The organism is Amycolatopsis cynarae (assembly GCF_026802195.1).
GTDB classification, from domain to species: Bacteria; Actinomycetota; Actinomycetes; order Mycobacteriales; family Pseudonocardiaceae; genus Amycolatopsis_E; species Amycolatopsis_E rhizosphaerae.
Genome location: NZ_CP113836.1, coordinates 3,338,652 through 3,363,835, shown reverse-complemented (window position 1 = coordinate 3,363,835; position 25,184 = coordinate 3,338,652). Strand labels below are relative to the sequence as shown.

16 protein-coding genes are annotated in these 25,184 nt (G+C 71.7%); 12 read left to right on the top strand and 4 right to left on the bottom strand.

Going from position 1 to position 25,184, the window contains the following annotated elements; translation table 11 throughout:
* Positions 1-2: 2 nt before the first annotated feature.
* A complete protein-coding gene (locus ORV05_RS16130; protein WP_268759315.1) occupies positions 3-1,355 on the top strand; it encodes an MFS transporter in 1,353 nt (450 codons plus the stop codon).
* A 108-nt stretch (positions 1,356-1,463) separates the two neighbouring features.
* Positions 1,464-2,852 carry an MBL fold metallo-hydrolase gene (locus tag ORV05_RS16125; RefSeq protein ID WP_268759314.1) on the top strand — a complete coding sequence of 463 codons (1,389 nt, stop codon included), beginning with the start codon at positions 1,464-1,466 and terminating at the stop codon, positions 2,850-2,852.
* 90 nt (positions 2,853-2,942) lie between these two features.
* Here the strand turns inward: ORV05_RS16125 and ORV05_RS16120 are convergent, their stop codons facing one another.
* Positions 2,943-3,881, bottom strand: coding sequence for a LysR family transcriptional regulator (locus tag ORV05_RS16120; protein ID WP_268759313.1), 939 nt, complete (start codon positions 3,879-3,881; stop codon positions 2,943-2,945).
* A 50-nt stretch (positions 3,882-3,931) separates the two neighbouring features.
* Between ORV05_RS16120 and ORV05_RS16115 the strand changes: the two genes are divergently transcribed.
* On the top strand, positions 3,932-4,624 hold the full coding sequence (locus ORV05_RS16115; RefSeq protein ID WP_268759312.1) for a type 1 glutamine amidotransferase domain-containing protein: 693 nt from the start codon (positions 3,932-3,934) through the stop codon (positions 4,622-4,624).
* Between the two features lie 97 nt (positions 4,625-4,721).
* On the top strand, positions 4,722-7,424 hold the full coding sequence (locus ORV05_RS16110) for a cation-translocating P-type ATPase (RefSeq protein WP_268759311.1): 2,703 nt from the start codon (positions 4,722-4,724) through the stop codon (positions 7,422-7,424).
* Here the strand turns inward: ORV05_RS16110 and ORV05_RS16105 are convergent.
* Both ORV05_RS16105 and ORV05_RS16100 read right to left on the bottom strand, forming a co-directional pair.
* Positions 7,417-8,061: a hypothetical protein gene (locus tag ORV05_RS16105; RefSeq protein ID WP_268759310.1), complete on the bottom strand. Its 645-nt coding sequence runs from the start codon at positions 8,059-8,061 to the stop codon at positions 7,417-7,419. The two genes, ORV05_RS16110 and ORV05_RS16105, sit on opposite strands and share 8 nt — an antisense overlap.
* A gap of 143 nt (positions 8,062-8,204) precedes the next feature.
* Positions 8,205-11,072 carry a glycoside hydrolase family 2 TIM barrel-domain containing protein gene (locus ORV05_RS16100; RefSeq protein WP_268759309.1) on the bottom strand — a complete coding sequence of 956 codons (2,868 nt, stop codon included), beginning with the start codon at positions 11,070-11,072 and terminating at the stop codon, positions 8,205-8,207.
* 189 nt (positions 11,073-11,261) lie between these two features.
* Between ORV05_RS16100 and ORV05_RS16095 the strand changes: the two genes are divergently transcribed.
* From ORV05_RS16095 to ORV05_RS16065, 7 genes are all read left to right on the top strand, one after another.
* On the top strand, positions 11,262-12,872 hold the full coding sequence (locus ORV05_RS16095) for an ABC transporter substrate-binding protein (RefSeq protein ID WP_268759308.1): 1,611 nt from the start codon (positions 11,262-11,264) through the stop codon (positions 12,870-12,872).
* A gap of 243 nt (positions 12,873-13,115) precedes the next feature.
* Positions 13,116-14,075, top strand: coding sequence for an ABC transporter permease (locus ORV05_RS16090; protein WP_268759307.1), 960 nt, complete (start codon positions 13,116-13,118; stop codon positions 14,073-14,075).
* Positions 14,072-16,048: a dipeptide/oligopeptide/nickel ABC transporter permease/ATP-binding protein gene (locus tag ORV05_RS16085; RefSeq protein WP_268759306.1), complete on the top strand. Its 1,977-nt coding sequence runs from the start codon at positions 14,072-14,074 to the stop codon at positions 16,046-16,048. The genes ORV05_RS16090 and ORV05_RS16085 overlap by 4 nt, the downstream gene beginning before the upstream one ends.
* The gene (locus ORV05_RS16080) at positions 16,045-17,091 is read left to right on the top strand and encodes an oligopeptide/dipeptide ABC transporter ATP-binding protein (RefSeq protein ID WP_268759305.1); all 1,047 of its coding nucleotides are present in this window, start codon (positions 16,045-16,047) and stop codon (positions 17,089-17,091) included. Before ORV05_RS16085 ends, ORV05_RS16080 begins: the two co-directional genes overlap by 4 nt.
* Positions 17,088-18,032 (top strand): dihydrodipicolinate synthase family protein, encoded by a 945-nt coding sequence (locus ORV05_RS16075; RefSeq protein ID WP_268759304.1) that lies wholly within the window; start codon positions 17,088-17,090, stop codon positions 18,030-18,032. The genes ORV05_RS16080 and ORV05_RS16075 overlap by 4 nt, the downstream gene beginning before the upstream one ends.
* The gene (locus ORV05_RS16070; RefSeq protein ID WP_268759303.1) at positions 18,029-19,939 is read left to right on the top strand and encodes a sialidase family protein; all 1,911 of its coding nucleotides are present in this window, start codon (positions 18,029-18,031) and stop codon (positions 19,937-19,939) included. The genes ORV05_RS16075 and ORV05_RS16070 overlap by 4 nt, the downstream gene beginning before the upstream one ends.
* Entirely contained in the window at positions 19,936-21,135 is a 1,200-nt protein-coding gene (locus ORV05_RS16065; RefSeq protein WP_268759302.1) for a sialidase family protein, read from the top strand. The genes ORV05_RS16070 and ORV05_RS16065 overlap by 4 nt, the downstream gene beginning before the upstream one ends.
* Before the next feature lie 132 nt (positions 21,136-21,267).
* On the opposite strand, the gene ORV05_RS16060 is transcribed toward ORV05_RS16065, so the two are convergent.
* On the bottom strand, positions 21,268-22,437 hold the full coding sequence (locus tag ORV05_RS16060; protein ID WP_268759301.1) for an HNH endonuclease signature motif containing protein: 1,170 nt from the start codon (positions 22,435-22,437) through the stop codon (positions 21,268-21,270).
* Positions 22,438-22,748: 311 nt separating this feature from the next.
* Between ORV05_RS16060 and ORV05_RS16055 the strand changes: the two genes are divergently transcribed.
* A complete protein-coding gene (locus ORV05_RS16055; RefSeq protein WP_268759300.1) occupies positions 22,749-25,178 on the top strand; it encodes a DUF4132 domain-containing protein in 2,430 nt (809 codons plus the stop codon).
* Positions 25,179-25,184: the final 6 nt, after the last annotated feature.

The following is a 25,184-nucleotide window of genomic DNA, read 5'->3' as shown; positions in this document are numbered from 1 at the left end:
GCATGCCCGGTCCTCTGACGGCGGAGCACTCCGCCCCGGTGCGCGCCGGTGCCCGGGATCTCGCCGCCTACGCCACCGGTTCGCTGGGGATGGGGGTGTGGGTCACCGTCCCCGGCCTGCTCCTGCTCTACTTCCTGACGCACACCCTCGGCGTTTCCCCCTTCCTGGCCGGGCTGACCCTGCTCGTGCCGAAGATCGCCGACGCGGTCGCCCACCCCCTCCTCGGGGCGTTGTCGGACCGGCAGGCGCGGGCCGCCGGGCACCGCCGGGGCCTGCTCCGCTGGGGCCTGCTGCTCCCGGTCGCGCTCGTCGCGATGTTCTCGGTGCCCGCGCCGCTGACCGGATTCACCGCCGCGCTGTGGGTGGCTGCCTGGTTCGTCGCCGGGAACCTGCTGTTCGCCTCGTTCCAGGTGCCGTACCTGGCCACCCCGGCGGACCTGCGGATCGGCTACCACGAACGCACGCGCGTGTTCCTGGTGCGGATGCTGGTGCTGACGGCCGGGCTGCTCGGCGCGGGGGTGGTCGCCCCGGCCCTGGTGGCGTCGGGCGGCCGGGCCGGGTACACCCGGATGGCGGTGCTGCTGGCGGTGGTCATGGTGTTCTCGGGCCTGATCGCCCTCGGCGGGGTGCGCGGGCTCACCGTGCGCTGCGGTTTCCGGCCTCCCAGCCTCGGCCATTCCGGTCTGGCCGGTATCCGGTCCGCCTGGCGGGACCGCGACTTCCGGGCGCTGGTGCTGTCGTACCTGTGCACGGTGACCACCACGCACCTCTTCCTCGCGGCGCTGCCCTTCTACGCCGAATACGTGCGGCACGACGGCCGGTCGACCGCGGGGTTCATGGCGGGTTTCCTCGCCCCGGCGCTCGTCGCGGGCCCGGCGTGGCGGTGGTTGTCGCGCCGGATCGGCAAGCAGCGCGCTCTCCTGGCCGCGCAGGCCGTGTTCGTGGCCGGGTGCCTCGCCCTGCTCGCCGGGGACCGGCTCGGGGCGGGGTTCACCGCCGGTGTCGTGGTGGTGCTGGGGGTCGCGTTCGCCGGGCTGCAGTTGCTGGCCTTCTCGATGGTGCCGGACGCGGTGGCGGCGGCCCGCGGACGCGGGAGCGCGGCGGCCGGTGCCTACACCGGGGTGTGGACGGCGACCGAAGCCACCGGGACGGCGATCGGTCCCTACCTGTACTCCGCGGTGCTCGCGTTCGGCGGTTTCGTGTCCACGACCGGCGGGCAGGGCGCGGGCCAGTCCCCGGCGGCGCTGACGGCGGTGCTCGTCGGCTTTACCGCGGTTCCGGCGGTGCTGATGGTGGTGGCGTGGCTGTTCCAGAGCCGATACCGGCTGGACCGGCACGCCACCGAACTCGCCTGACGCCGCGCGGCAATACCCCGGAGGGTATTTGACGAATCGAGCGGATTCTGGTTACCTGGGTGTCGGAGGTACCCCTAGGGGTATGAGACGCATCGACCGGGAGGATCCGTGTTCTTCGCCCAGTACTACCTGGACTGCCTGTCCCAGGCGTCCTACCTCGTCGCCGACGAGACCACGGGCAGGGCCGTGGTCGTCGACCCGCGCCGCGACGTCTCGGAGTACCTCGCCGAGGCCGAGGAGCGGGGCTTCACCATCGAGGCCGTCATCAACACCCACTTCCACGCCGACTTCCTCGCCGGGCACCTAGAACTGGCCGCGCGGACCGGCGCCTGGATCGGCTACGGGCAGCGGGCCGACGCCGAGTACCCGATCCGCAAACTCGCCGACGGCGAGCGCATCAGCCTCGGCGACGTGACGCTGCAGATCATGGAGACCCCCGGGCACACCCCCGAGTCCATCAGCATCCTGGTCTACGAGCACGCCGGCGACGAGGTGGCCTACGGGGTGCTCACCGGGGACGCGCTGTTCATCGGCGACGTCGGCAGGCCCGACCTGCTCGCCTCGGTCGGGGTCACCGCCGACGAACTGGGCCGCATGCTCTACGACAGCGTGCAGCACAAGCTGATGGCCCTGCCCGACGACGTGCGGGTCTTCCCCGCGCACGGCGCGGGTTCCGCCTGCGGCAAGAACCTGTCCACCGAGCGGCAGTCCACCATCGGCATGCAGCGGCTGACCAACTACGCGTGCGCGCCGATGAGCGAGGACGAGTTCGTCGCGGTGGTGACCGCGGGGCAGCCCGTGGCACCGGGTTACTTCGTCTACGACGCGACGCTCAACCGCAAGGAGCACGAACTGTTCGACCCGGCGGCCGCGGCGGGCCCGCTGACCCCCGGCGAGCTGCTCGACCGGCGGGCCGCCGGTGCCGTCGTCGTGGACGGCCGCGACCCGCAGGAGTTCGCCGCCGGGCACCTGCGCGGCTCGGTCAACGTGCCCGCGGACGGGCGGTTCGCCGAGCAGGCGGGCACCGTGGTGCGGCCCGGCGAGGAGGTCGTCGTGATCGCCCCCGCGGGACGGGAAGAGGAGCTGGTCACGCGTTTGGCGCGCATCGGGTTCGACCGTGTCGCGGGCTACCTGCGCGACGCGGAGGCGGCCCTGCCCGGACTGGCGGACGAGATGACGCCGGCCAGCCGGGTCACCGCGGACCGGCTCCGCGCCGAGCTCGACGGCGAGCGGCCGCCCGCGGTGGTCGACGTGCGGAGCGCCGCCGAGCGCGAGGAGGGCCGCATCGAGGGTTCGGTGCACATCCCCCTGGCCGAGCTGCGCGACCGGATCGGCGAGATCCCCGCGGACCGGCCCGTGGTCGTGCACTGCGCGGGCGGCCTGCGGTCCTCCATCGGGGCGAGCCTGCTCCGCCACCAGGGGCTGGCCGACGTGTCGGACCTGCTGGGCGGGTACGGCGCCTGGCTGCTGCTCCCCGAAACCGCCACCCGGCGGTGAACGGTGCCGGGTCCGGTTCGGGGCCGGGCCCGGCATTCTCAGGGGCCCTTCACGGCACTGCCGCGGCGGTGCGCCGCAGGCCCTGAGCAGCTACCAGGATTTGGCCTGCTGGAGGAGATGGTCCCGGACCAGCAGCACCTGGGCGCTCGCCCGCGCTCCCGCGCGCTGGGCGAGAAAACCGGTGTTGAGGGGCGGGTCCTCCGGTTCCAGCAGGGTCACGAGTGTGCCGGAGACCAGGTCGTCGTCGCACAGGTACCGGGGCAGGACGCTGAATCCGGCGCCCGCGGCCACGGCCGCCCGCACCGCACGGAGGTCCGGCACCACCACGGCGGCCTGGGTGTCCAGCCGAGTGCCGAAGACGTGCCGCCAGTACCGCCGCGCGATCGGCAGGTCCTCGGCGTAGGTGATCAACGGGACCGTCCGGAGCGGCCCGGGATCGCGCGCGGAGAGCGCGCCGAGGCGCGCCGCCCACGCGGGCGCGGCCACCAGCACGAACTCCTCGTCCATCAGCGGGGTGGCGAGGATGCTGCGGCCCCGGGGCCGGATCGCGGACACGACGAGATCGAACTGCCCGGCACGCAGGCCCTCGAGCAGGTCGTCGGCCAGGCCCGGGGTGACGCGCAGGCGCAGCCCCCCGGCCACGAGTGGGGCGAGCGCGGGCAGGACGCGCACGCCGAGCAGTTCGGCCGGCCCGCCGAGGTGTACCGGCTCGGGCAGCACGTCGTCGTCCGCCGGACCGTCCGCCGCCCGGCCCCGCCCGGCGACGGCGGCGAGCCGGTCGAGTGGCACCGCGATCTCGGCGGCCAGCTCGTCCGCCACCGTGGTCGCCGCCACCCCCCGAGGCAGCCGTTCGAACAGGGGCCGCCCGAGCTGCTCCTCCAGTGCGCGGATCTGCCCGGTGACGGCGGGCTGGGACAGGCCGAGCAGCCGGGCCGCCGCGGTGAACGAACCGGCGCGGTGGACCGCGAGGAAGGTGCGCAGCAGCATCAGGTCCAGCGCACCACTCCCATCACTATTCTTATGGGGCATAGCGCCGATCCTATTGGTCAGCGTATGGGAACGCGCCTAGCGTGGGAGCCATGGCAAGGATTCTGTTCGTGATGACCGGGGCCGATCACTGGACCCTGAACGATGGCACGCGCCACCCCACCGGCTTCTGGGCCGAGGAGTTCGCCGTGCCGTACCGGGCCTTCACCGAGGCGGGGCACGAGGTCGTCGTCGCCACCCCGGGCGGTGTCGAGCCGGTCGTCGACCGCGGCAGCCTCGCGCCCGAGGTGAACGGCGGGCCGGAAGGCGCCGCCGAGATCGCCGGGCTGCTGGACTCGGCGGCCCCGCTGCACCATCCCGTCAAACTCGAGGACGCCGACCTCACGGGCTTCGACGCGGTGTACTACCCCGGCGGGCACGGTCCGATGGAGGACCTGGCCGTCAACGCGGACTCCGCCCGGGTACTGACCGAGGTCCTGCGATCCGGCAGGCCGCTCGGCGTGGTCTGCCACGGCCCGGCGGCGCTGCTCGCCACCGAAGGCGAGGGCGGGTCGCCCTTCGCGGGCTACCGCCTGACCGGGTTCACCAATGACGAGGAGCGGCAGGCGGGGCTGGCGGACAAGGCCCCGTGGCTGCTGCAGGACCGGCTGGTCGCGCTCGGCGCCGAGTTCGACGAAGGGCAGCCGTGGGCGCCCAACGTGGTCGTCGACCGCAACCTCTACACCGGCCAGAACCCGGCCTCGTCCGCGCCGCTGGCCGCCGAACTGCTCAAGGCACTGGGCTGACACCGGTTCCCCGCACTCCCGGGGCGGGGCCTTCGCCCCGGGGGTGAGGGGCTTTCGTCCCTGCCGGGCTTGCCGCCGTCTCGAACATGCTGGCGGAATGACGGTTCGGGACGAGGTGGAACTGGAAAATCCCCAGGAGCCGCTCGACCGCGTGTTCCGGGACCTGCGCACGCGGCGGGAAGGGCTGACCGCGCGGGAAGCCGCGCGGCGGCTGCTCGTCTACGGGCCGAACGAGCTGACCCGCAGGCGCGGCGGGGGCTGGGGACGGGAACTGCTGGGCCAGTTCACCCATCCGCTGGCGCTGCTGCTGTGGCTGGCCGCGGTGCTCGCCGCGGTGTCCGGTTCCCTCGCGCTCGGGTTGGCGATCGTCGCGGTGATCGTGCTCAACGCGATCTTCGCCTTCGTGCAGGAACGGCAGGCGGAACGCGCGGTGGAGGCGCTCGCGGTCTACCTGGCGGCCAAGTCGAAGGTCCTGCGTGACGGGACCCGTGTGCTCGTCGAGGCGCGGGAGCTGGTGCCGGGGGACGTGCTGCTCCTCGAAGAAGGGGACCGCGTCCCGGCCGATGCGCGGCTGATCAGCGGGGGCGTCGAGGTGGACCTGTCCACGCTGACCGGGGAATCGATGCCCGCCTACCGGGCCGCGGACCTCCTCGACGGGACCGGGCCGCTGCTGCAGGCGCGGGACCTGCTGTTCAGCGGCACGAGCTGCACGGCCGGTGAGGCGCGAGCGGTGGTGTTCGCCACTGGCATGCACACCGAACTCGGCCGGATCGCGGCGCTGTCCCAGCGCGTCGGCCGCGAAGAAAGCCCGCTGGAGCGGCAGGTCAAGCGGGTGGCGTGGCTGATCGCCGCGGTGGCGGTGGGGGCGGGCGTGGCCTTCCTGCCGATCGGCGCGCTGGTGGCGGGGCTGCCGCTGGCCGACGCGTTCAACTTCGCGATCGGCCTGCTGGTGGCGAACGTGCCCGAGGGCCTGCTCCCGACGATCACCCTGGCGCTCGCCGTCGGGGTGCGGGTACTGGCGCGGGGCGGGGCGGTGGTCAAACGCCTGTCCGCGGTCGAGACCCTCGGCAGCACCGCCGTCATCTGCACGGACAAGACCGGCACCCTCACCCAGAACCGCATGCGGGTCACCGACGCCTGGACCTGCGCGGGGCCGGTCGCGCTGGATCAGCCCGCCGCGATCCCGGCCGTCACGCGGCTGGCCGCCGCGATGGCGGAGTGCAACAACGCCGACCTCGATTCCGGCGATCCGACCGAGGTCGCGCTGATGCGCGCGTCGGGGACGCTGGGGGTGGTGGTGACGCCGCGGGAGCGTGAGCGGCACCGGCTGCGGCAGTTCCACTTCGACCCGGCGCTGCGCCTGATGTCCACCGTCGACACCGAAGGGGACCGCCGGGTGGTGAACGCCAAGGGCGGCCCCGAGGTGGTGCTGTCCCGCGCCACCCGGATCCTCACCCCGGAAGGGCGCAGCCGTGCCCTGACCGAGCAGGACAGGGCCGACTTCATCGGGATCACCCGCGGCTACGCGGCGCGGGGCCTGCGACTGCTCGCCATCGCGGGCCGGGAACTCGGTGACGGCGAGCCCGTTCCGGCGCGGCGGGAGGACGCCGAACGGGACCTGGTGCTCTACGGCGTCGTCGCGATGTTCGACCCGCCCCGGCCGGAGGTGGCCGGCGCGGTGGCCCGCTGCCACACCGCGGGGATCCGGCTGATCGTGGTGACCGGCGACCACCCGCTGACCGCGACCGAGATCGCGCGGCAGGTCGGGATCGCCAGGGAGGACACCACGGTGCTCACCGGCGAGCAGCTGGAGAAGCTGAGCGAGGCCGAACTGGACCGGCTCTTGCGCGCCCACCGCGAGCTGATCTTCGCGCGGAGCTCGCCCGAGGTGAAGCTGCGGATCGCCGACGCGCTGCGGGCAGAAGGCAACGTGGTGGCCATGACGGGCGACGGGGTCAACGACGCGCCCGCGCTCCGCCGCGCCGACATCGGGGTGGCGATGGGGGTGGCGGGTACGGACGTGGCGCGCGAGGCGTCGACGATGGTGCTCACGGACGACAACTTCGCCACCATCGTCACGGCGGTCCAGGCGGGCCGTCAGGTCTTCGACAACGTGCGCAAGTTCATCGTCTACATCTTCGCGCACGCCATGCCAGAGGTGATCCCGTTCCTGCTGTTCGCGATCTCCGGCGGGAAGATTCCGCTGCCGCTGACCGTGCTGCAGATCCTCGCCATCGACCTCGGCACCGAGACGCTGCCCGCGCTGGCACTCGGGCGGGAACCGGCCGAACCCGGCCTGATGGACCGCCCGCCGCGGCGCCGAGGGGAGAACGTGATCGACGCGGGAATGCTGGGCCGGGCCTGGGGCCTGCTCGGTGTCACCTCGGCCGTGCTCGTGCTCGGCGGGTTCTTCTTCACCCTGCTCTCCGGCGGGTGGCGGCTGGGTGCCCCGGTGGAGGACGGGGCCGCCCTGCACCACGTTTGGGTGCAGGCCACCACGATGACCTTCCTCGGGATCGTGGCGTGCCAGATCGGCACCGCCTTCGCCTCGCGGACGCAACTGGCGTCGCTGCGGGCGATCGGCCCGTTCAGCAACCGGCTGTTGCTGTGGGGGATCGCGTTCGAGCTGGCCTTCGCCGCGCTGGTGGTGACCGTGCCGCCCCTGCAGTACGTGTTCGGCACGGCGGTGCCCTCGTGGCAGCAACTGCTGATCCTGCTGCCGTTCCCGGTCGTCGTGTGGGGGCTCGACGAGCTGTGGCGGTGGTCCCTTCGCCACCGCCACGCCCGCGCCGCTACTTGACCAGCGGCACGTCGAAGTTCGCGGCCGGGATGTTCTGCCCGTCCGAAGTGGACAATGCGGGCCGTTTGAGGCGCAGCGTCAGCTTCGGGCTGTCCTTCTGGTAGTCGTCGAAGGCCACCCAGCCGCTGCCGGACTTGCCGGTGTCGAGGGCGCCGCTGCCGGGAAACGGGGTGTAGCCCGCGGCCGCCATCGCCTTGTCCAGGTCGTCGCCGTCGCTCACGGTGTTCTCGGTGCCGTCGGCCGTGACCAGTTCCAGCGAGGTGGTCTGGAAACCGGCGTAGTACTTGGTGCCCGCGGTCGCGCTGAGCTGGACCAGGACGAGCTCGCCGCTGGAGGCGCCGGACATGCTCGCCGGGAACGGGAAGTCCCGGACCACGGCCTGGGCCACCACGTGGTCGCCCAGCACCGGGTCGTCCAGGGTGCCGTTGACCGCGATCTTGCCGCCGGAGGCGGCCGGGCCGGCGCTGGAAGCGGCGGCCGCGGACGAGGATCCGGTGGCGGAGGCCGGGGTGGCCGCGGCGGTGCCGGTGGCACCGGTGGCGGAGGCCGGGGTGGGTGCGGAGCCGCCTCCGCACCCGGTCAGCGTGAGGGTGGCCGTCAGGGCGCCGAGCGCCGCGAGGGACGGAATCCTGCGCATGAACTCATTCCTGGAGTGTGTCGATCTTGGCTGCGGCCCGCACCTTTCCATGATCGCCCCGCCATGGTCAACTCGGTGATCCCGGACGATAACGTCCGAAATGGACGGTCCGGATCGACCGTGGCGTTCCGGAACTTTCCGCGCTACAGGGGGAGGAACCGGACCGTCCAGGAGGCCGGTGCCGCGGTGAGGGTGTACTCCGGCAGCACGCCGGGGCCGCACGAGGCGGTGCCGAGCCCGTGCTGGGCGAGATCGAGGTTGACCCAGATCACGGCGCCGGGGACGAGATCGGTGGGATGCCGGGCGGCGTCGAGGTCCTCGCTCGTCCAGCGGCGGACGGTCAGGTCGAACACCGGCGCGCCCTCGATCCGCAGCCCGCCGTCCCCGCCACGCAGTTCGGCCCAGCGCACCTGCCTGCGGTTGCCGTTCTCCTGCGGCATCGGGTAGGGCGTCTGCCACTCCTCGACGGTGCGGCGGTAACGCCCGATGCGCATCGCCTGGCAGCTGTCGGCGTAGGCCTCGCCGGGGCCGCCGCCGAACCACTCGACCTCGCCGAGACCGGCCGGGACCGCCATCCGCAGCCCCATCCGGGGCAGCGGCGCCGTCCATTCGCCGTCCGGGCGGACCTCGACCCGGAGGAGCAGGGCCGGACCGTCCCCCGCCCAGTGGTAGGTGGCGAACAGGCCCAGGTCGGTGGCGGCCGGGGCGACCCGCGTCCGGACCACGAGCCCGCCGTCCGACCACTCCTGCCCGATGACCCGGTGCGTCACGCGGTGCAGGCCGAGTGCCCGCCAGCGGGACTCCACCGCGTCGGCGTTGGTGGTGCGGTCGTTGTCGGTGGGTGCCCGCCACACGTCCAGCCGGGGACCGCGGACCCGCAGCCCGCCCAGCCGGACCAGGGTGCCGGAATCGTCGAAGTCGTCCCGGTCCAGCGGGGCGGGCCTGCGCGGCTCGGTCCGGCGCGCGGCGACCCGGTGCTGGGTGAACGCGACCTCGTGCCCGGCGGCCGCCCACGCGGTGTCCCCGGCCAGTTCCGCCCGCACCGTCAGCCAGCTTTCCCCGGCCACCGGGGGCAGGACGGGCAACTCCACCGCCACCGACCCCTGGGGCGGCACGTCTTCCGCCCGCAGTACCCCCTCGGCCACCGGCTCGCCTTCGGTTTCCAGAGACCACCGGAAACGCAGGTGAGCGGTGCCGGTGAAGTCGTGGAGGTTGGTCACCGTCAGGCGGGTGCCCTCCACCGCCAGCCGGACTGGGGCGAACACCGCCTTGAGTTCGGTCAGGCCGGGGGAGGGGGTACGGTCGGGGAACACCAGCCCGTCCAGGACGAAGTTCCCGTCGTGCAGCGGCTCGCCGAAATCCCCGCCGTAGGCGAAGAACTCGCGCCCGTCGGGGGTGTGCCGCCGGATGCCGTGGTCGATCCACTCCCACACGAACCCGCCCTGGCAGCGGGGATACCGTTCGAACAGCCGCTGGTACTCCAGCAGCCCGCCGGGGCCGTTGCCCATCGCGTGCGCGTATTCGCAGAGCAGGAACGGCAGTCCGCGGCGGTGCGCGTCGGCGGACGGGTCGGCGGTGGGCGGCTCTTCGTACCGCCCGATCGCCTCGACCTCGGCGTGCGTGGCGTACATCCTGCTGTAGACGTCCACGTGCCGGGAGTCCCCGTCGCCCTCGTAGTGCACCGGGCGGCCCGGATCGCGCTCGTGCACCCAGCCCGCCATGGCGGCGAGGTTGCCGCCGGTGCCGGCTTCGTTGCCCAGCGACCAGAGGACGACCGACGGGTGGTTCTTGTCGCGTTCCACCGTGCGGCACATCCGGTCCAGCATCGCCGGGCGCCACCGCGGATCGTCGCTGGGATTGCGGCGCCAGCCCGCGACCGTGAAGCCGTGGGTTTCCAGATCGCATTCGGCGAGGACGTACAGGCCGTATTCGTCGCACAGGTCCAGGAAATCCGGATGCGGCGGGTAGTGGCTGGTGCGGACCGCGTTGACGTTGTGCCGCTTCATCATCAGCACGTCGGCCAGCATGTCGTCCGCGGTGACCGCGCGGCCGCGGCCGGGGTTCCATTCGTGCCGGTTGACCCCGCGCAGCAGGATCCGCCTGCCGTTGACGGTGAGCAGGCCGTCGCGCACGGCCACCGTGCGAAAGCCGATGCGCAGCGGAATCCGCTCACCCGCGGTGCTCAGGGTGCCGTGGTAGAGCCGGGGGAGCTCGGCCGACCACGGGTGGACGGAAGGGATCCGGCAGGGCTGTCCGGCGGGCACTCCGGACAGCCCCAGCTCCGGGACCGACAGCGTTGCCGGAACGTCGGTTTCGACGCGGAGCGTGCCGCCGCCGGTGGTGTGGTCGTAGTCCGCGTGCACGAAGAAGTCGCCGACGGAGCCGGGTGGCCGGGCGATGAGGGTGACGTCGCGGAAGATCCCGGACAACCACCACATGTCCTGGTCTTCCAGGTAACTGGCGGGGGAGAACTGGTGGACCCGCACGGCGAGCACGTTGCCGTGCGGGCGCAGCAGCGGGCCGGCGTCGAATTCGGTGGTGAGCCTGCTGCCGGTGGACCAGCCGAGTTCGGTTCCGTTGAGCCACACCGTGAACGCGGAATCCACGCCGCGGAACCGGAGTACCGCCTCGCCCTCCGGCCAGCCGGGGGGAAGGTCGAACCGGCGGCGGTATTCGCCGGTGGGGTTCTCGTCCGGGACGAACGGCGGGTCGAGCGGGAAGGGGTAGCGGACGTTGGTGTAGGCCGGGCTGCCGTGTCCTTGCAGCTGCCAGTGCCCGGGTACCTCCAGCCGGGACCAGCCCCCGTCGTCGAAACCGGGTTCCGCGAACCCGGGGGTCGCGTGGCCGGGCCGGTCCGCCAGGTGGAAACGCCATGTCCCGTCGAGGGAGAGCGCGGGCGCGTCCGAAGGGGCGTCCGCGCGCGGGGCGCGCCGTCCGGCACCGGGATCGGTGCTGGTCAGCGGGGCCGGTGCGGCGGCGGTGCCGCGCCCGGCTTCGTGCTCTGGCGCCACGGGATGGCCTCCTCGGAACGTTATCGTGCGATCGCGGATCCGGACATCCCACGTTATTCCTCTTCCGGTGTCCGGCGAAAGATCCCTTGACCGGGGGCGCGACGGGATCTAGCCTACGCCAGGGCGTAGGACGTCCTACGTCGTACTTCCAGCACTGTTCGGTCGACGAAGACCGAGTCAGGAGACGCGATGTCAGCCAGCCCGAAGCGATCCGGCCTGACGCTCAACCGCCGCGACCTGCTGCGCTACACCGGCCTGCTGGGTGCGGCCGCCGGGCTCTCCTCGGCGCTCGCGGCCTGCGGCGGGCCCAGTTCCACCAACAGCGGCAACACCAAGGGATCGCTCACCGCCGTGATCGGCTACGGCAACAACCAGACCTGGGACCCGCTCCAGACGGCCTCCGCCTTCTCCATGGCGGCCATCCTGCACTGCTACGAGTCCCTCGTGGAGGGCGATCCGATCACGCGCGAGCCGTATCCCGGTCTCGCCAAGGCGTTGCCCGCCGACCTGAAGAGCACGACGCTGGCCTTCGAACTCCGCGACGGTGCCCAGTGGCACGACGGGCAGCCCGTCACTGCCGACGACGTGGTCTTCACCTACCAGCGCGCGCTGGACCCGAAGGAGAACGTGCTCATCCGCAGCTTCTTCTCCCTGTGGCTGGACAGCGTGCGGAAGACGGGCGAGCACAGCGTGGAGTTCCGGCTGAAGTTCCCGTTCCCCTATGCGCTGCAACGGATCCAGACCTGCAAGATCGTGCCGAAGCACGTGTTCGACGGGAAGTGGGATCTGGCCAAGAACGGCACCGTCGTCGGCTCCGGGCCCTACCGGGTCACCGAACAGGCACCGCTGAGCCACACGTCGTTCGCCCGGTTCGACGCCTACAACGGCCCGCGGCCCGCCGCGTACCAGACCATGCTGTGGAAGTCCATTGTGGATGCCGCACCGCGGGTGGCGGAGATCTCCGGTGCCAGTCCCGACGCGCAGATCGTGGAGAACATCCCGCCCGCCAACGCCGATCAGCTGCGGGCCGACGGCCGGACGGTCGAGTTCGCCGAGGGTGGCAACAACCTGTTCCTGCTGTTCAACACCCGGCACGCGCCGTTCGGCGACAAACTGGTGCGGCAGGCGCTGCACTACGCGATCGACCGGCAGAAGCTGGTGCAGATCGGGCTCAAGGGCGCCGGCACGCCGGGAACCTCGTTCATCAACCCGAAACTGGACTCCGGGGCCGCCGCCACCGGCAGCTTCGCCTACGACCCCGGCAAGGCCAGGGATCTGCTGCGCCAGGCCGGGGTGACGAACCTGTCGATCGAGCTGTGGACGACGAACACCTCGCTGGTCACCAGCTGCGTGACGGTGATCAAGGAGGGCTGGGACGCCATCGGCGTGGCCACCACGCTGCAGCAGCAGGACACCAAGGCGCTGTTCTCCAAACTGGACGGTGGCGCCGACTTCCCGGTGATCGCCACGACGAACAACCCGATGCAGTTCGGCAACGACCCCGACCTGCTCACCCGCTACTACTACGACTCATCGTCGATCCTCGCCACCACCTACGCGCGATGGCAGGGGCCGGAGGCCGACGCGCTTTACGCCCTGCAGGACCAGGCCGCCAGGGAACAGGACGAGACGAAACGCGCCGCGCTCACCCGGCAGGTGCTGGAGATGATCGCGGACCAGGCGGTGATCTTCCCCGTGGCCTTCACCCAGCTGGGCACCGCCTGGAATCCGCGGAAGATCTCCGGCGTGCGCGCACAGGGCTACCCAGGCATCAACCTCAACACGGCCAAACCGGCGTAGAGGCTGTTTTGGAAATGGTTTGTGTGGCGGTGCGGGTGGCGGAACCTGACGTGGTCCCTCGCTTGGGATCTCCTCCTCACGAATGCCAATTCGCTGTGTTGAACGCTGTCGGAGCTGGCAGTGTCGTTTCTGCGAGGAACCACGTCAGAACCCGCGGCGGTGCCAGCTGACAGCCCACCGCAAGCGGCTCCGCCGCTTAGAAGCACCCCTGAGCCCAGCCCCTTTCCGGAGAGGACTTTCCGCGTGATCGTCGTCGTGCGCATGCTGGTGCGCCGCGTCCTGTCCCTGATCCCGCTGCTGCTCGGTGTCGTGCTGTTCGTCTTCGTCGTCATGCGGTTCTCCCCGACGGACCCGGCGATGGCCGCCTTCGACGGCGGCAACGCGACGCAGGCGCAGCTGGAGAAGTTCCGCCAGGACAACGGGCTCGACGACCCGTTGCCCGTGCAGTACGGCCGTTTCGTCTGGCGGCTGCTGCACGGCGACTTCGGCACCAGTGTCATCACCAAGCAGCCGGTGTCCGACAGCATCGCCACCGCCCTGCCGCTCACCGTGCAGCTGACCCTGCTCGGCCTGTTCATCGCGATCGTGCTGGCGCTGGTCTTCGGCCTGACCGCCGCGCTGTTCCGCGACCGCTGGCCGGATCACCTGATCCGCCTGGTCTCGCTCGGCGGCGTCGCCGCACCGGCGTTCTGGGTCGCGCTGCTGCTGATCGAATGGCTGGCCGTGGGCGGCGGCCTGTTCCCCACGAGCGGATACGTGAACATGAACGATTCCTTCGGCGGCTGGCTGCAGTCGCTGGCCCTGCCCGCGATCTCGTTGTCGCTGCCGGTCGCCGCGCAGCTCACCCGGATCGTGCGCACCTCGATGGTGGAGGAGCTGGACCGGGACTACGTGCGCACGGCGCGCGGCGGCGGGCTGCCGCCGCTCGTGGTGGTCGGGCGCAACGTGCTGCGCAACGCGCTGATCAACCCGCTGACGGTGCTCGGCCTGCGGGTCGGCTACCTCCTGGGCGGCGCGGTGGTCATCGAAACGATCTTCGCGCTGCCCGGGATGGGCCGGAACCTGATCGAGGCGGTCAAGGACGGGGACGCCTCGAAGGTGCAGGGCTTCGTGATCACGATCGCGGTGGGGTTCGTCCTGGTGAACCTGATCGTGGACGTGCTGTACCTGGTCGCGAACCCCCGGCTGAGGAGCCGGTCGTGAGGCGCCGCCGCCTCGTGGAGAGGCTGAGCAGGCCGGGCATCTCCTTCCGGAGGCTGACCCCGGCTTCGCGGATCGCGCTCGGCGTCCTGGTGGTCCTGGTGCTGGCCGCGGTCCTGGGCAGGCTGGTGGCCACCCACGATCCGGACGCGCTGAGCACCGACACCTCGGGTCCCGGCGGCGCGCACTGGTTCGGCACCGACTCCAGCGGCCGCGACATCTTCTCGCGGCTGGTGTACGGCACGCGGTGGTCGCTGGCGATCGGCCTCGGCGCGGTCGCCTTCGCCCTGGTCTGCGGTGCACTGATCGGCTCGCTCGCCGCGACCACCCGCCGCTGGGTGGACGAGGTGGTGATGCGCGTGCTCGACGTGGTGATGGCCTTCCCCGGCATCGCGCTGGCCGCGGTACTGGTCGCGGTGTTCGGCCACGCCGTCCCGGTGCTGATCCTGGCCATCGGGTTCGTCAACATCCCGGCGATCGCCCGGGTGGTGCGCGCCAACGTGCTCGCCCAGTACAGCGAGGACTACGTCGCGGCCGAGCGGATCATCGGCGCGAAACGGTGGTTCATCCTCGGCCGCCACGTGGCCGTCAACTGCGCCGCGCCGATCCTGGTGTTCTGCACCGTCATGGTGGCCGACGCGATCGTGTTCGAGGCCTCGCTGTCCTTCATCGGCGCGGGGATCCAGCCGCCGAACCCCTCGTGGGGATCGGTGCTGGCCGACGGCAAGGACCTGGTGCTGACCGGCGGCTGGTGGGCCACCCTGTTCCCCGGCCTGCTGATCCTGATCACCGTGCTCGCGCTCAACGTGCTGGCGGAAGGGATTTCCGACGCGCTCGCCGCGCCTTCGGGACGCGGCACGGCCGCGAAGGCCGAAGAAGCGCTGCCCGCCGAGGAGGCCGCGGCACCGGCCGAGGAACACGAAACGGTCGTGCCGCTGCCCGGACTGCTTCGGACGGGCGAGCGGCTGGCGCGCCGGGCCCGCGAACTCGACGACGCGCCCACGGTGCTCGAAGTGGACCGGCTGGCGATCTCCTTCCCCGATCGCCACCACGGGGTCGACGTCGTCGACGACGTGTCGTTCACCGTCCGGGCCGGTGAGGTGCTCGGGCTGATCGGCGAATCGGGCTGCGGCAAGTCGCTGACCGCGCTGTCGGTGCTGGGCCTGCAGCCGGCGACCGCGAGGGTGTCCGGGGCGATCCGGTTCGGCGGCGAAGACCTGCTGGCGATGCGGCCGCGGCAGCTCAGGCGGCATCTCGGGCGCGACCTCGCGATGATCTACCAGGACGCGCTGAGCTCGCTCAACCCGGCCATGACGATCCGTGCCCAGCTCCGGCAGTTCACCCGGCGCGGCGGCACCCGCACCCCGGCCGAACTGCTGGAACTGGTCAACCTCGATCCGGACCGGACCCTGCGCGCCTACCCGCACGAACTGTCCGGCGGGCAGCGCCAGCGGGTCCTGATCGCGATGGCGCTCTCGCGCGACCCGAAGCTGATCGTGGCCGACGAGCCGACCACGGCGCTCGACGTGACCGTGCAGGCCCAGGTCATGGCCCTGCTCTCGCGGCTGAAGGACGAACTGGGCTTCGCGCTGATCCTCGTTTCGCACGATCTGGCGCTGGTGTCGGAGGTGGCGGACCGGGTCGTGGTGCTCTACGGCGGGCAGGTCGCGGAGGCGGGCACGGCCGCACAGGTGATCGGCTCGCCGTCGCACCACTACACCCGGGGCCTGCTCGGCGCCGTGCTGTCGCTGGAGGAGAACGACGCGACCCTGGCGCGCATCAAGGGCACGGTGGGGGCGCCCGCGGACTTCCCGCCCGGCTGCCGGTTCTCCGACCGCTGCCCGGCGGCGCGCCCGGTCTGCCGCACCGAGCCGCCCGCCCCCGAGGGCGAGGCCACCGGGCACCTGGTGCGCTGCCACTTCCCGGTGCGGGCCGCGGATCTCGGTGCGAAGGCCGGGGAAGGGGTGCCGGCATGACGGAGAAGCTCATCGAACTGGACGGCGTGCACGTCGTGCACCGGGTGCGTTCCCGCGGCCTGTTCGGACACGACAACGTCTACGCGCTCACCGACGCCTCGCTCGCCGTGGCCCCCGGGGAGACCGTGGGCGTGGTCGGGGAATCGGGCTGCGGAAAGTCCACTTTGGCCAAGGTACTGGTCGGGTTGCAGCGTCCCACGCGCGGAACCTTGCGCTACCGCGGGACGCCGCTGTGGGAGATGACCGCGGAGCGCCGGGCGCGCGAGTTCGGTGCGCAGGTGGGCATGGTGTTCCAGGATCCGGCGACGGCGCTCAACCGCCGCCTGCCGGTGGCCCGGATCATCGCCGACCCGCTCGACGTGCACCGGGTGGGCACCCCCGCGCAGCGCCGAGCCCGGGTCCGGGAGCTGATGGCACTGGTGGGGTTGCCGGGCGCGGCCGCCGACGCGGTCCCGGGGCAGTTGTCCGGCGGGCAGCGCCAGCGCGTGGCCATCGCGCGGGCGCTGGCGCTGCGGCCTTCCCTGCTCATCGCCGACGAACCGACCTCCGCGCTCGACGTGTCGGTGCGGGCGCAGATCCTCGACCTCCTCGGCCGTCTGCGCCGGGAACTCGGCCTGGCCATGGTGTTCGTGTCCCACGACATCCAGACCGTGCGCGCCATGAGCGACCGGATCGTCACCATGTACCTGGGGCGGATCGTGGAACAGGCACCGGCCGCGGCGCTCGCCGCCGGGCCCCGCCACCCCTACACCAGGGCACTGTTCTCCGCCACGCCGAGCCTGCTGCACCCCGCCGAGCCCATCGTGCTGACCGGTCCCGTGCCCTCGGCCACCGCTCCGCCCAGCGGCTGCGCGTTCCGCACCCGGTGCCCCAGGGCGGATGCGGACTGCGCACTGGAACCACCCCCACTGTCCATTGCCGACGAGGCAGTGGACGAATCAGGCCGCCACGGCTACCGCTGCTACCACCCGGAGACCCCGGGCACGGGCGGCGCGGCGGGCGGCACCACCGAAAGCGAGGAAACCGGAGTGACCGTTTCATGACCGCAACGCCGTTGTCCGGCATCATCCCGCCGCTGTGCACCCCCTTCCGCGACGACTTCGGCATCGACACCGATTCCCTGCGCCGCGCCATCGACTTCCAGCTCGAGGCGGGCGTGCACGGCCTGTTCATCCTCGGGTCCTCCAGCGAGGTGGCCTTCCTGCCCGACGCGCAGCGCCGGACGGTCATCGAAACCACGGTGTCGCATGTGGACGGCCGCGTCCCGGTGCTGGCCGGGTGCATCGACATGACCACCCTCCGGGTGGCCGAGCACGTCAGGGTGGCCGAAAAGGCGGGCGCCGACGCGGTCGTGGTGACCGCCCCCTACTACACGCGGACCCACGTCGCCGAGATCGAGCGCCACTACCGGTTGCTGCGGGAACGCACCGGTCTGCCGATCCTCGCCTACGACATCCCGGTGGCCGTGCACTCGCACCTGGACCGCGAGCTGGTGCTGCGCCTGGCCGAGGAGGAGGTGATCGCCGGGCTCAAGGACTCCAGCGGGGACGAGGCGGGGTTCCGGTATGTCCTGCAGGGCAGGCGGGAGCGCGGCCTCGGCTCCTTCGCCGTGTTCACCGGCTCGGAACTGCTCGTCGACTGGGCACTGGAACTCGGTGCCGACGGTGCGGTCCCCGGACTGGCCAATGTGGACCCCGAAGGGTATGTCGCCATCCACCGGCACGTCCGGTCGGGAGATCTCGCCGCCGCCAGGGCGGAGCAGGAGCGCCTGCTGAAGCTGTTCACCATCGTCGACGTCGCCCCGCCGAACCGGATGGGGCGCGGCTCGGCGGCGCTCGGTGCGTTCAAGGCGGCCATGAAGATGCGCGGGGTTATCGCGAACGCCGTGCTGGCGCCCCCGCAGCTGCCGCTGTCGGAGGACGAACTCGCACGGATCGGCGAGAAGCTCGCCGAGGCCGGGATCGGGGAGGAGGAGCTGGCGTGAACCGTTCGATGCGCACCCCGCTGAGGCTGGCGCTGGCGCTGGTGACGACGGCCGCCGCGATGGTCCCGCTGTCCGCGGGGGCGAGCGCCACCACGGCCGCCACCGCGGGGCACCTCGACCAGACCGTGCTGTTCAAGGCGAGCCAGGACCCCGGCTACAGCTGCTTCCGGATCCCGGCGATCACGCGCACCACCCGCGGCACGCTGCTCGCCTTCGCCGAGGGCCGCGTGGACAACTGCGGTGACGCCGGGGACATCGACGTCGTGTTGAAGCGGTCGGTGGACGGCGGGAAGACGTGGACGCCGATGAGCGTGGTCAACGCCGGCGACGGCGACACCCATGGCAACCCCGTCCCGATCGTGGACCGGGCCACCGGGCGCATCCTGCTGATCACCACCTACAACGCCGGGCGGACCGACAACAAGGGCTGCGCCGCGCCCTGCCCGCGCACGCCGCACGAGCAGTACAGCGACGACGACGGCCTCACCTGGTCGGCGCCGCGGGACCTCAGCGCCGAGGCGTCGCTGCCCTCGTGGGACTACTGGTATGCCTCCGGCCCGGGCCATGCCCTCCAACTGACCCATGGCCCGCACGCCGGTCGCCTCGTGTTCGGCGTCAACGCGGAAACCAGCAACGGGACCCAGCCGATCGCCAACCACGGCGCGCTGGTCTACAGCGACGATCACGGGGCGAGCTGGCACATCGGCGCCGTGGACACCTTCCCGTTCCCGGCGGGCGGGACGTTCACGCAGAAGCCGTCCGAGCTGAGCCTGACCGAACTGGCCGACGGGTCGATCTACGCGGCCGGGCGCGAGCAGAGCGGCACCGATCTCGGCAACCGCGACTACGCGATCAGCCGGGACGGCGGGGAGAGTTTCAGCACCCCGTTCACCACCATTCCCGACCTGGTGACGCCGATGGTGCAGGGCTCGGTGCTGAGGCTGCACCGGGAAGGGCGCGGCGACCGGATCCTGTTCTCCTCGCCCGCGGACACCGACCGGCGGCGCTGGATGAGCATCCGGTCCTCCTACGACGGCGGCCGCACCTGGGAGGACGCCGAGCAGGGCACGAGGATCACCTCGGACTGGTCGGGCTACTCCGACCTGGTGCAGCTGTCCGATCCGTCCACACAGGACGCCGAGATCGGGCTGCTCTACGAGGGCGGCGCGGTCGACGCGCGGGACGAGATCCGGTTCGCCCGGTTCGACGAGCAGTACCTGGGGTGGCGGAACTCCGCCGGTCCGCGCACCCCGGACGTGTCCGGGCGGCATTCCGACGGGCGCGTGCTCGGCGGTGCCGTGCTCACCGAAGGGCGGTTCGGGTCCGCACTGGACCTCGACGGTGCCGACGACTTCGTCCGGGTGCCCTACGACAGCGCCCAGCCGCCCGGCGACGGCGACTTCACCTGGAGTGCCTGGTTCCGTTACGGCGCCACGAAGGGCAACCAGGTGCTGATCTGGCTCGGCGGCATGGGCACCACCGCGCCCCAGGCGTGGCTGCGGGGCGAACCCGCCAACAACCGCCTGATCGCCAGCCTCACCACACCGCAGGGCACGGCGTCGATCACCACGGCCGGGGCGTACGACGACCAGGCGTGGCACCACGTGGCACTGGAACGGTCGGCCGGGCGGCTGGCGATGTGGGTGGACGGCGTGCCCGCCGCCTCGGGAGCGTCGCCCGCCGGATCGGTCAGCCAGACCGTCTCGTTCCAGATCCAGCTGGGCGAGCGGCTCGACGGCGCCTACCACCTCGACGGCTCGCTGGACGAGGTGCGCCTGTATTCGCGGGCGCTCGGCACCGGCGAGCTGGACCGGGTCCGCACCGCCAACGACGATGTCCGGGCCGGTGAGGTGCTGCGGCTGCCGTTCGACCGGATTCTGCCCGGCCAGGAAGGGAACGACGAATGAAAACGGCCTTCACCGCGGTCGCGGTCTGCGCGCTGAGTGTGCTCACCGCGCCCGTGGCGTCCAGCACTCCCGGCCGCTGCACGGTTTCGGTGCCCTACACCGCGGGCACCGGCGGCTACGCCAGCTACCGGATCCCCGCGGTGATCAAGGCGGCCGACGGTTCGGTGCTCGCCTTCGCCGAGGGCCGCCACGGCGGCACCGCCGACTCCGGTGACATCGACGTGGTCCTCCGGAGGTCCGCCGACGGCGGCTGCACCTGGTCGCCGGTGCAGGTGGTCGCCGACGGAGACGGGAACACCCGGGGCAACCCGGCGCCCGCGCTGGACCCGGTGACCGGGCGGATCGTGCTGGTCACCTCGTACAACTCGGGGGCGGCCACCGAGAAGCAGATCATGCAGGGCACGGTGACGCCGGAGCAGTCGCGCCGTGTGTTCGTGCAGACCAGTGACGACAACGGCGGGACCTTCGGTGCGCCGCGCGAGATCACCGCGGAGACCAAACTGGACGGTTGGCGCTGGTACGCCACGATGCGGCCAGTGGTGCTGCACGGCGGGCCGCACGCCGGGCCGCACGCCGGGCCGCACGCCGGGCGGATCGTGGTGCCCGCCAATCATTCGATCGCCCCGCCCGCCGGTTCGGCCGATCTGGGCACCGAAGCGAAATACTACGGCGGCCATGACATCTACAGCGACGATCACGGAGTGACCTGGCACATCGGATACGTCGACGACAATCCCGACGGGTACGTCAACGTCAACGAGACGACGGTGGCGCAACTGGAAGACGGCAGGCTGTACTTCAACGCGCGGGACCAGAACGGCACCGCCCCCGGCAACCGCGCGGATGCCTACTCCAGCGACGGCGGCACCACGCTGGACGCGCCGTTCGCGCCGCAGGACACCCTCGCCGGACCGGTGGTGGCGGGCAGCGTGCTCCAGCCCGGCGAGCGACACGCGCCGCTGCTCTACGCGGGACCGGCTGATCCGTCGGCGCGGGCCGCGATGACGATTCGCGCGAGCGTGGACGACGGCGTCACCTGGACCGCCGTCCATGCGGTGTCCGGCCTGCCCGCCGCCTACTCCGACCTCGTGCAGGCCGACGCGAACACGATCGGCCTGCTCTACGAGACCGGCACGGCGAGCCCCTACGAAACCATCACCTTCCGCCGCCTGCCCCTGTCCGGCTTGCGCCCCTGAACTCTTTACGGACCACCCGCCGCCTGGCGGTGCGGGAGCAGTCTGCGTGGCGGGTCAGGGCGCGGGCATCGGCCACAGAAACTGGTCACGCGGCTGCGGCGTGATTACGCGTGAAATCACTCCGCACTTGACTCAGGCGGCGGTGGTGAGGGGTTCGGGTTGGCTGCGGTAGGTGCGACCGGCCGGGGTGGTGATCTCCAGAACGCCGGTTTCGGTCATGCGATGGTGCCAGCCGGGTTCGTCCTTGAGGCGGTGGTCTCTGCATAGGCCGCAGAGGTTGCCGCTGTGGGTGTCGCCGCCCTGGGCCCAGGGGTCGACGTGGTCGAGGTCGCAGGCCTGGACCGGCCGGTGACAGCCGGGTACGCGGCATTCCCGGTCGCGTACCTGGACCAGGTCTTTGGTGGCGGCGGACGGCCGGTAGCGGTGGCGCCCGACGTCGATCGGGGTGCCGGTCATGGGGTCGGTGATGACCCTCCGGATCGTGGCATTCGCGGCGATCTGGCGGGCCAGTTGGGCGGGGATGGGTCCGTGTCCGGCCAGTTCGGCGGGTTCGTTACGCAGCCCGGTCCAGGTCAGGAAATCCAGATACACGAACACTTCCGCCCGCGGCGGCTCCACCGGCCGCGCGACACCAAGGCACAGGTCGGAGAACACGTCCGCCCGCAACTCATCCAGGGTGCGTTCCTCACCCCGGCTCCGTAGCCCCCGCGCCACGCGATCGGCTCGGGTATAGATGGTGGCGGCGATCCCGGCGGGGAGATAGGCGTACAGGGTGGCCATCCCCTCGTCCTCATGGCACAACTGAACCTTGCGCCCCCGCCTCCGCTCCTCACAGCGCCGCGCATACCCGTCCGGATCGATACGGGCGACGGTCCTGTTCACCAGACGGCGCACCGACGTGGCATCCCGGGTAGCGATCTTCCCTGCCACCAGGGCATCCACCTCCCTCGCCTGCTCGTCGGTGAGGACCGAGGTCTGGTCGGCCATCTTCGACGCCCGATACGGATCCACCGCACCCCGCCGCATCGCCTCAAAAGTCGCGGGCAACCGCTGCGCCAGGTCCCGGGCCAGTGACACCTGTCCCTCCGCCTGACGCGCACCGTAATGCAATTCGAGAGCGACCTCCTTCGCCACCGAATCGGAATCACCCAACGCCGCCACCGCAGCCAGTTTCACCGCCTGACACGCATTCGAACACACCTCGGCCGCCGTGATCAGCGACAACACATCATCCCGGTCGAGGTCGGCGATGCGGTCGTACAATTCAGGATCGGGCCCGGAAAACCCCCAGTTCTCGGTCACCTCACAATCCTATCGGCGACACAACGCCAACAGTGTCACACGATCAGTGATATTTCGAACGATTATTCGTAGATCTGCCCGAACCGAAGCTGATCGTTTGACCTGTCCGAGAGCGTGATGTTCGGGTAGTCGTTCGTAGTTGCGGACACAGCGGCGGCGCTGAGTCGATCACCGCAGCAGCCGATCGCGCAACCCGCCCAACACATTCCGGCGGAGGTGATGCGGCAAGATAGCAACGAACTCCTGGTACAGCGACGACCCGACACCGGACTGGATTTGCGAAGATCAAGTACACGAACCAGAGGCTCTACGTGATCACCTATTCTGCCACGCTCGATGTGCCACGCGCGTTGGCCCAGTACCTGGCCCGGTTGCTGCTGCTCGAGCGGGTTGCGTTGGGCACGCGGCGCGGTCGCCGGGTGCTGGGTGTGTTCAGCCACGCGGTGCTGGTGCTGCGATGGTTCCGCGAGTCCACGCCGGTCGCGCGCCTGGCCCGCGATAGTGGGATCGGGATCTCGACGTGCTATCGGTACCTGCACGAGGGCATCGATGTGCTGGCAGCGCAAGCGCCGGATCTTTCCGAGGTGCTCCGGCAACGACTTGCCCGCGGGGACAGTCACGTGAATTGTCGTTGCCTGCCCGTACGATCCCGCGGCATGACCGAACTCGCGCGGCGGCTGGCGCTGATGCTCACCGGTCCGGCGCCGGACGATTCCCGGTTCACCGGGGAACCGGTGGACCTGCGGCAGGTGGGGGACGAGGAGTTGGGTGCGCTGCTGGCGCTGGCTCGCCGGACGCGCCCGGGGCGGCAGGGTCCGGGACCGGCGGCCACCCTCGCCATGGAGATTTCCTTCGCGGTCCGGGAACGATCCCCGGTGTTGTCCGCATCGGCCTGCACGGAGCTGTTCGTGGCCCTCGCGGCGGACGAAGAGCCGCGGCGACGGCAGCAACTGGCGGCGTGGGCGTTCCTGCGCTGCGCCGAGCCGGACCTGCCCGGCCTTGCCGCTCCCGCCGCGGTCCTGGCGCGCGAACCCGGAAATTCCCCTCTGGCCCAGGCGGCGCTGGCTAAGCTGGCCGGGGAGCAGGTCGAGCGAGAGGTGATGGCGGCGCTGCGTGACCGGTTCGCCGAGGCGTCACTGGTGCTCGCCGAACTCGAAGTCCTGGCCGGTCTGAGTGCCCGCGAATGCGCACTGGCCGCCGAGGGGCACCGCTTCGCCGTGTCCCCGGAGCTGGCGCCGTTGCCCGACCGCGCCGACCGGCTCGCGGCGATCGGGGAGTACGCCGCCTTTTCCCGTACCGCCCTCGAGGCTGCCGACGCCCGGGTGGCCGGAATCCAGGCCGGGCGGGTGCCCTACCGGCCGGAGAAGGCGTTCACCGGCGAAGAGGCCGATGTGGTGTGGCGTGCCGCGACGGTCGCGCTGTTCCGGGACGAACCATGGTCCGGGAAACTGCTGATGCGCCTGCTGCCGGGGGTCGCGGTGGCGCCCACGGCGGCGAAGACGGTGCCTTCCCAGTCGGCGTGCCTGGCGCTGGCGCGGGCGGTGGAGACCTGGCCGACCCCCGAAGCGGTCGCCGCGTTGCGGCAGGCGAAACGCGTGGTGCGTCATGCCGGGCTCGCGAAGAAGCTCGACCGGCTGGTGCGCGCCGCGGGGAAGAACCTGGCGGGCCGCCCCTCACTCGCCCTGCGGCTGCCCGGCCCCGGCACGCCCACCCGCGCGCAGCTGAACACCGTGGCCCGGGCACTCGAAGGCGGCTACGTGCTGGGCACCCGGTACCGCTACGACGAATGGGCCGGGCTGGTCGCGGGGCCGGTGGGGCCGTTGCTGCGGCGGCTGGTCTGGGACATCGAAGCGGCACCTGGGCAATGGCTGAGCGTGCTTCCGGGGCCGGACGGCACATTGACCACTGTGGACGGTGAGTCCGTGCCGGTTCCGTCAGGGGAAACGGCGGTGCGGTTGTGGCATCCGTGCGAGGTGCCGGGGCGAGAACTCGAAGCGTGGCGGGACCGCATCGTCGCCCTGCGGCTGGAACAGCCGTTCCGGCAGGTGTTCCGCGAGCACTACCAGGCCGGCGACGGCGAGCTGTTCGCCGGGCACGTGGTCGCGCTCCGGCCGCTGCTGGGCCTGGCCGTGCGCGAGGGATGGCGGGTGGACCGGCTCGACGGCGAGCTCACCCGGGAGTTCGGTTCGTGGCAACTGGTGCTGGCGGTGGGCGGGCCCCTGATCCCCGGAGCGGACGGGTTCGGCGACGTCGGCCCCGTGCGGCTACGGCACCGGGAACCGTACGGCCTGCGGCCAGCGGCGTTCACCGAGGCCCCGGGGGTGCTGGTCTCCGAGGGGCTGCGTGCCGTGGACCTCCTGGTCGGCGTGGCGGCCTTCGGTCTCGAAGACGACCCCGGGCTGCGCCGCGACCGGCGGCGATGGGAACAGCTGACCGCGCTCGCCGAGCGGCCGTTGCGCGAAGGGGCGCGCCTGCGGCGAGCTGCGCTGGAACGTGTTCTCACCGGGCTGCCCGTGTCGTTCGGCCCGCGCCATGTCCACATCGGACCGTTCGCGGTACACCTGGCCACCGCGCGGGTGACCCGTGACGGTGAGCCCGTCGCGGTGGAGCCGCAGGAGGGTGAAACCGCGGTCCCGCTGCCGTGGCTGCCCTACGACGAGCGGCTGCTCGAACGCATCGTGCACGCCGTGGTCACCGTGGCAGGAAAGGTGGGAAGTTCGGCATTGTGGTCACCCGGCTGAGCCGGT

Bases quoted from the DNA above. Each gene is read 5' to 3' on its own strand.
- ORV05_RS16065 (WP_268759302.1), top strand. From the start codon at position 19,936: ATGAAAACGGCCTTCACCGCGGTCGCGGTCTGCGCGCTGAGTGTGCTC.
- ORV05_RS16080 (WP_268759305.1), top strand. From the start codon at position 16,045: ATGACGGAGAAGCTCATCGAACTGGACGGCGTGCACGTCGTGCACCGG.
- ORV05_RS16110 (WP_268759311.1), top strand. From the start codon at position 4,722: ATGACGGTTCGGGACGAGGTGGAACTGGAAAATCCCCAGGAGCCGCTC.
- ORV05_RS16075 (WP_268759304.1), top strand. From the start codon at position 17,088: ATGACCGCAACGCCGTTGTCCGGCATCATCCCGCCGCTGTGCACCCCC.
- ORV05_RS16095 (WP_268759308.1), top strand. From the start codon at position 11,262: ATGTCAGCCAGCCCGAAGCGATCCGGCCTGACGCTCAACCGCCGCGAC.
- ORV05_RS16115 (WP_268759312.1), top strand. From the start codon at position 3,932: ATGGCAAGGATTCTGTTCGTGATGACCGGGGCCGATCACTGGACCCTG.
- ORV05_RS16120 (WP_268759313.1), bottom strand. From the start codon at position 3,881: ATGCCCCATAAGAATAGTGATGGGAGTGGTGCGCTGGACCTGATGCTG.
- ORV05_RS16105 (WP_268759310.1), bottom strand. From the start codon at position 8,061: ATGCGCAGGATTCCGTCCCTCGCGGCGCTCGGCGCCCTGACGGCCACC.
- ORV05_RS16130 (WP_268759315.1), top strand. From the start codon at position 3: ATGCCCGGTCCTCTGACGGCGGAGCACTCCGCCCCGGTGCGCGCCGGT.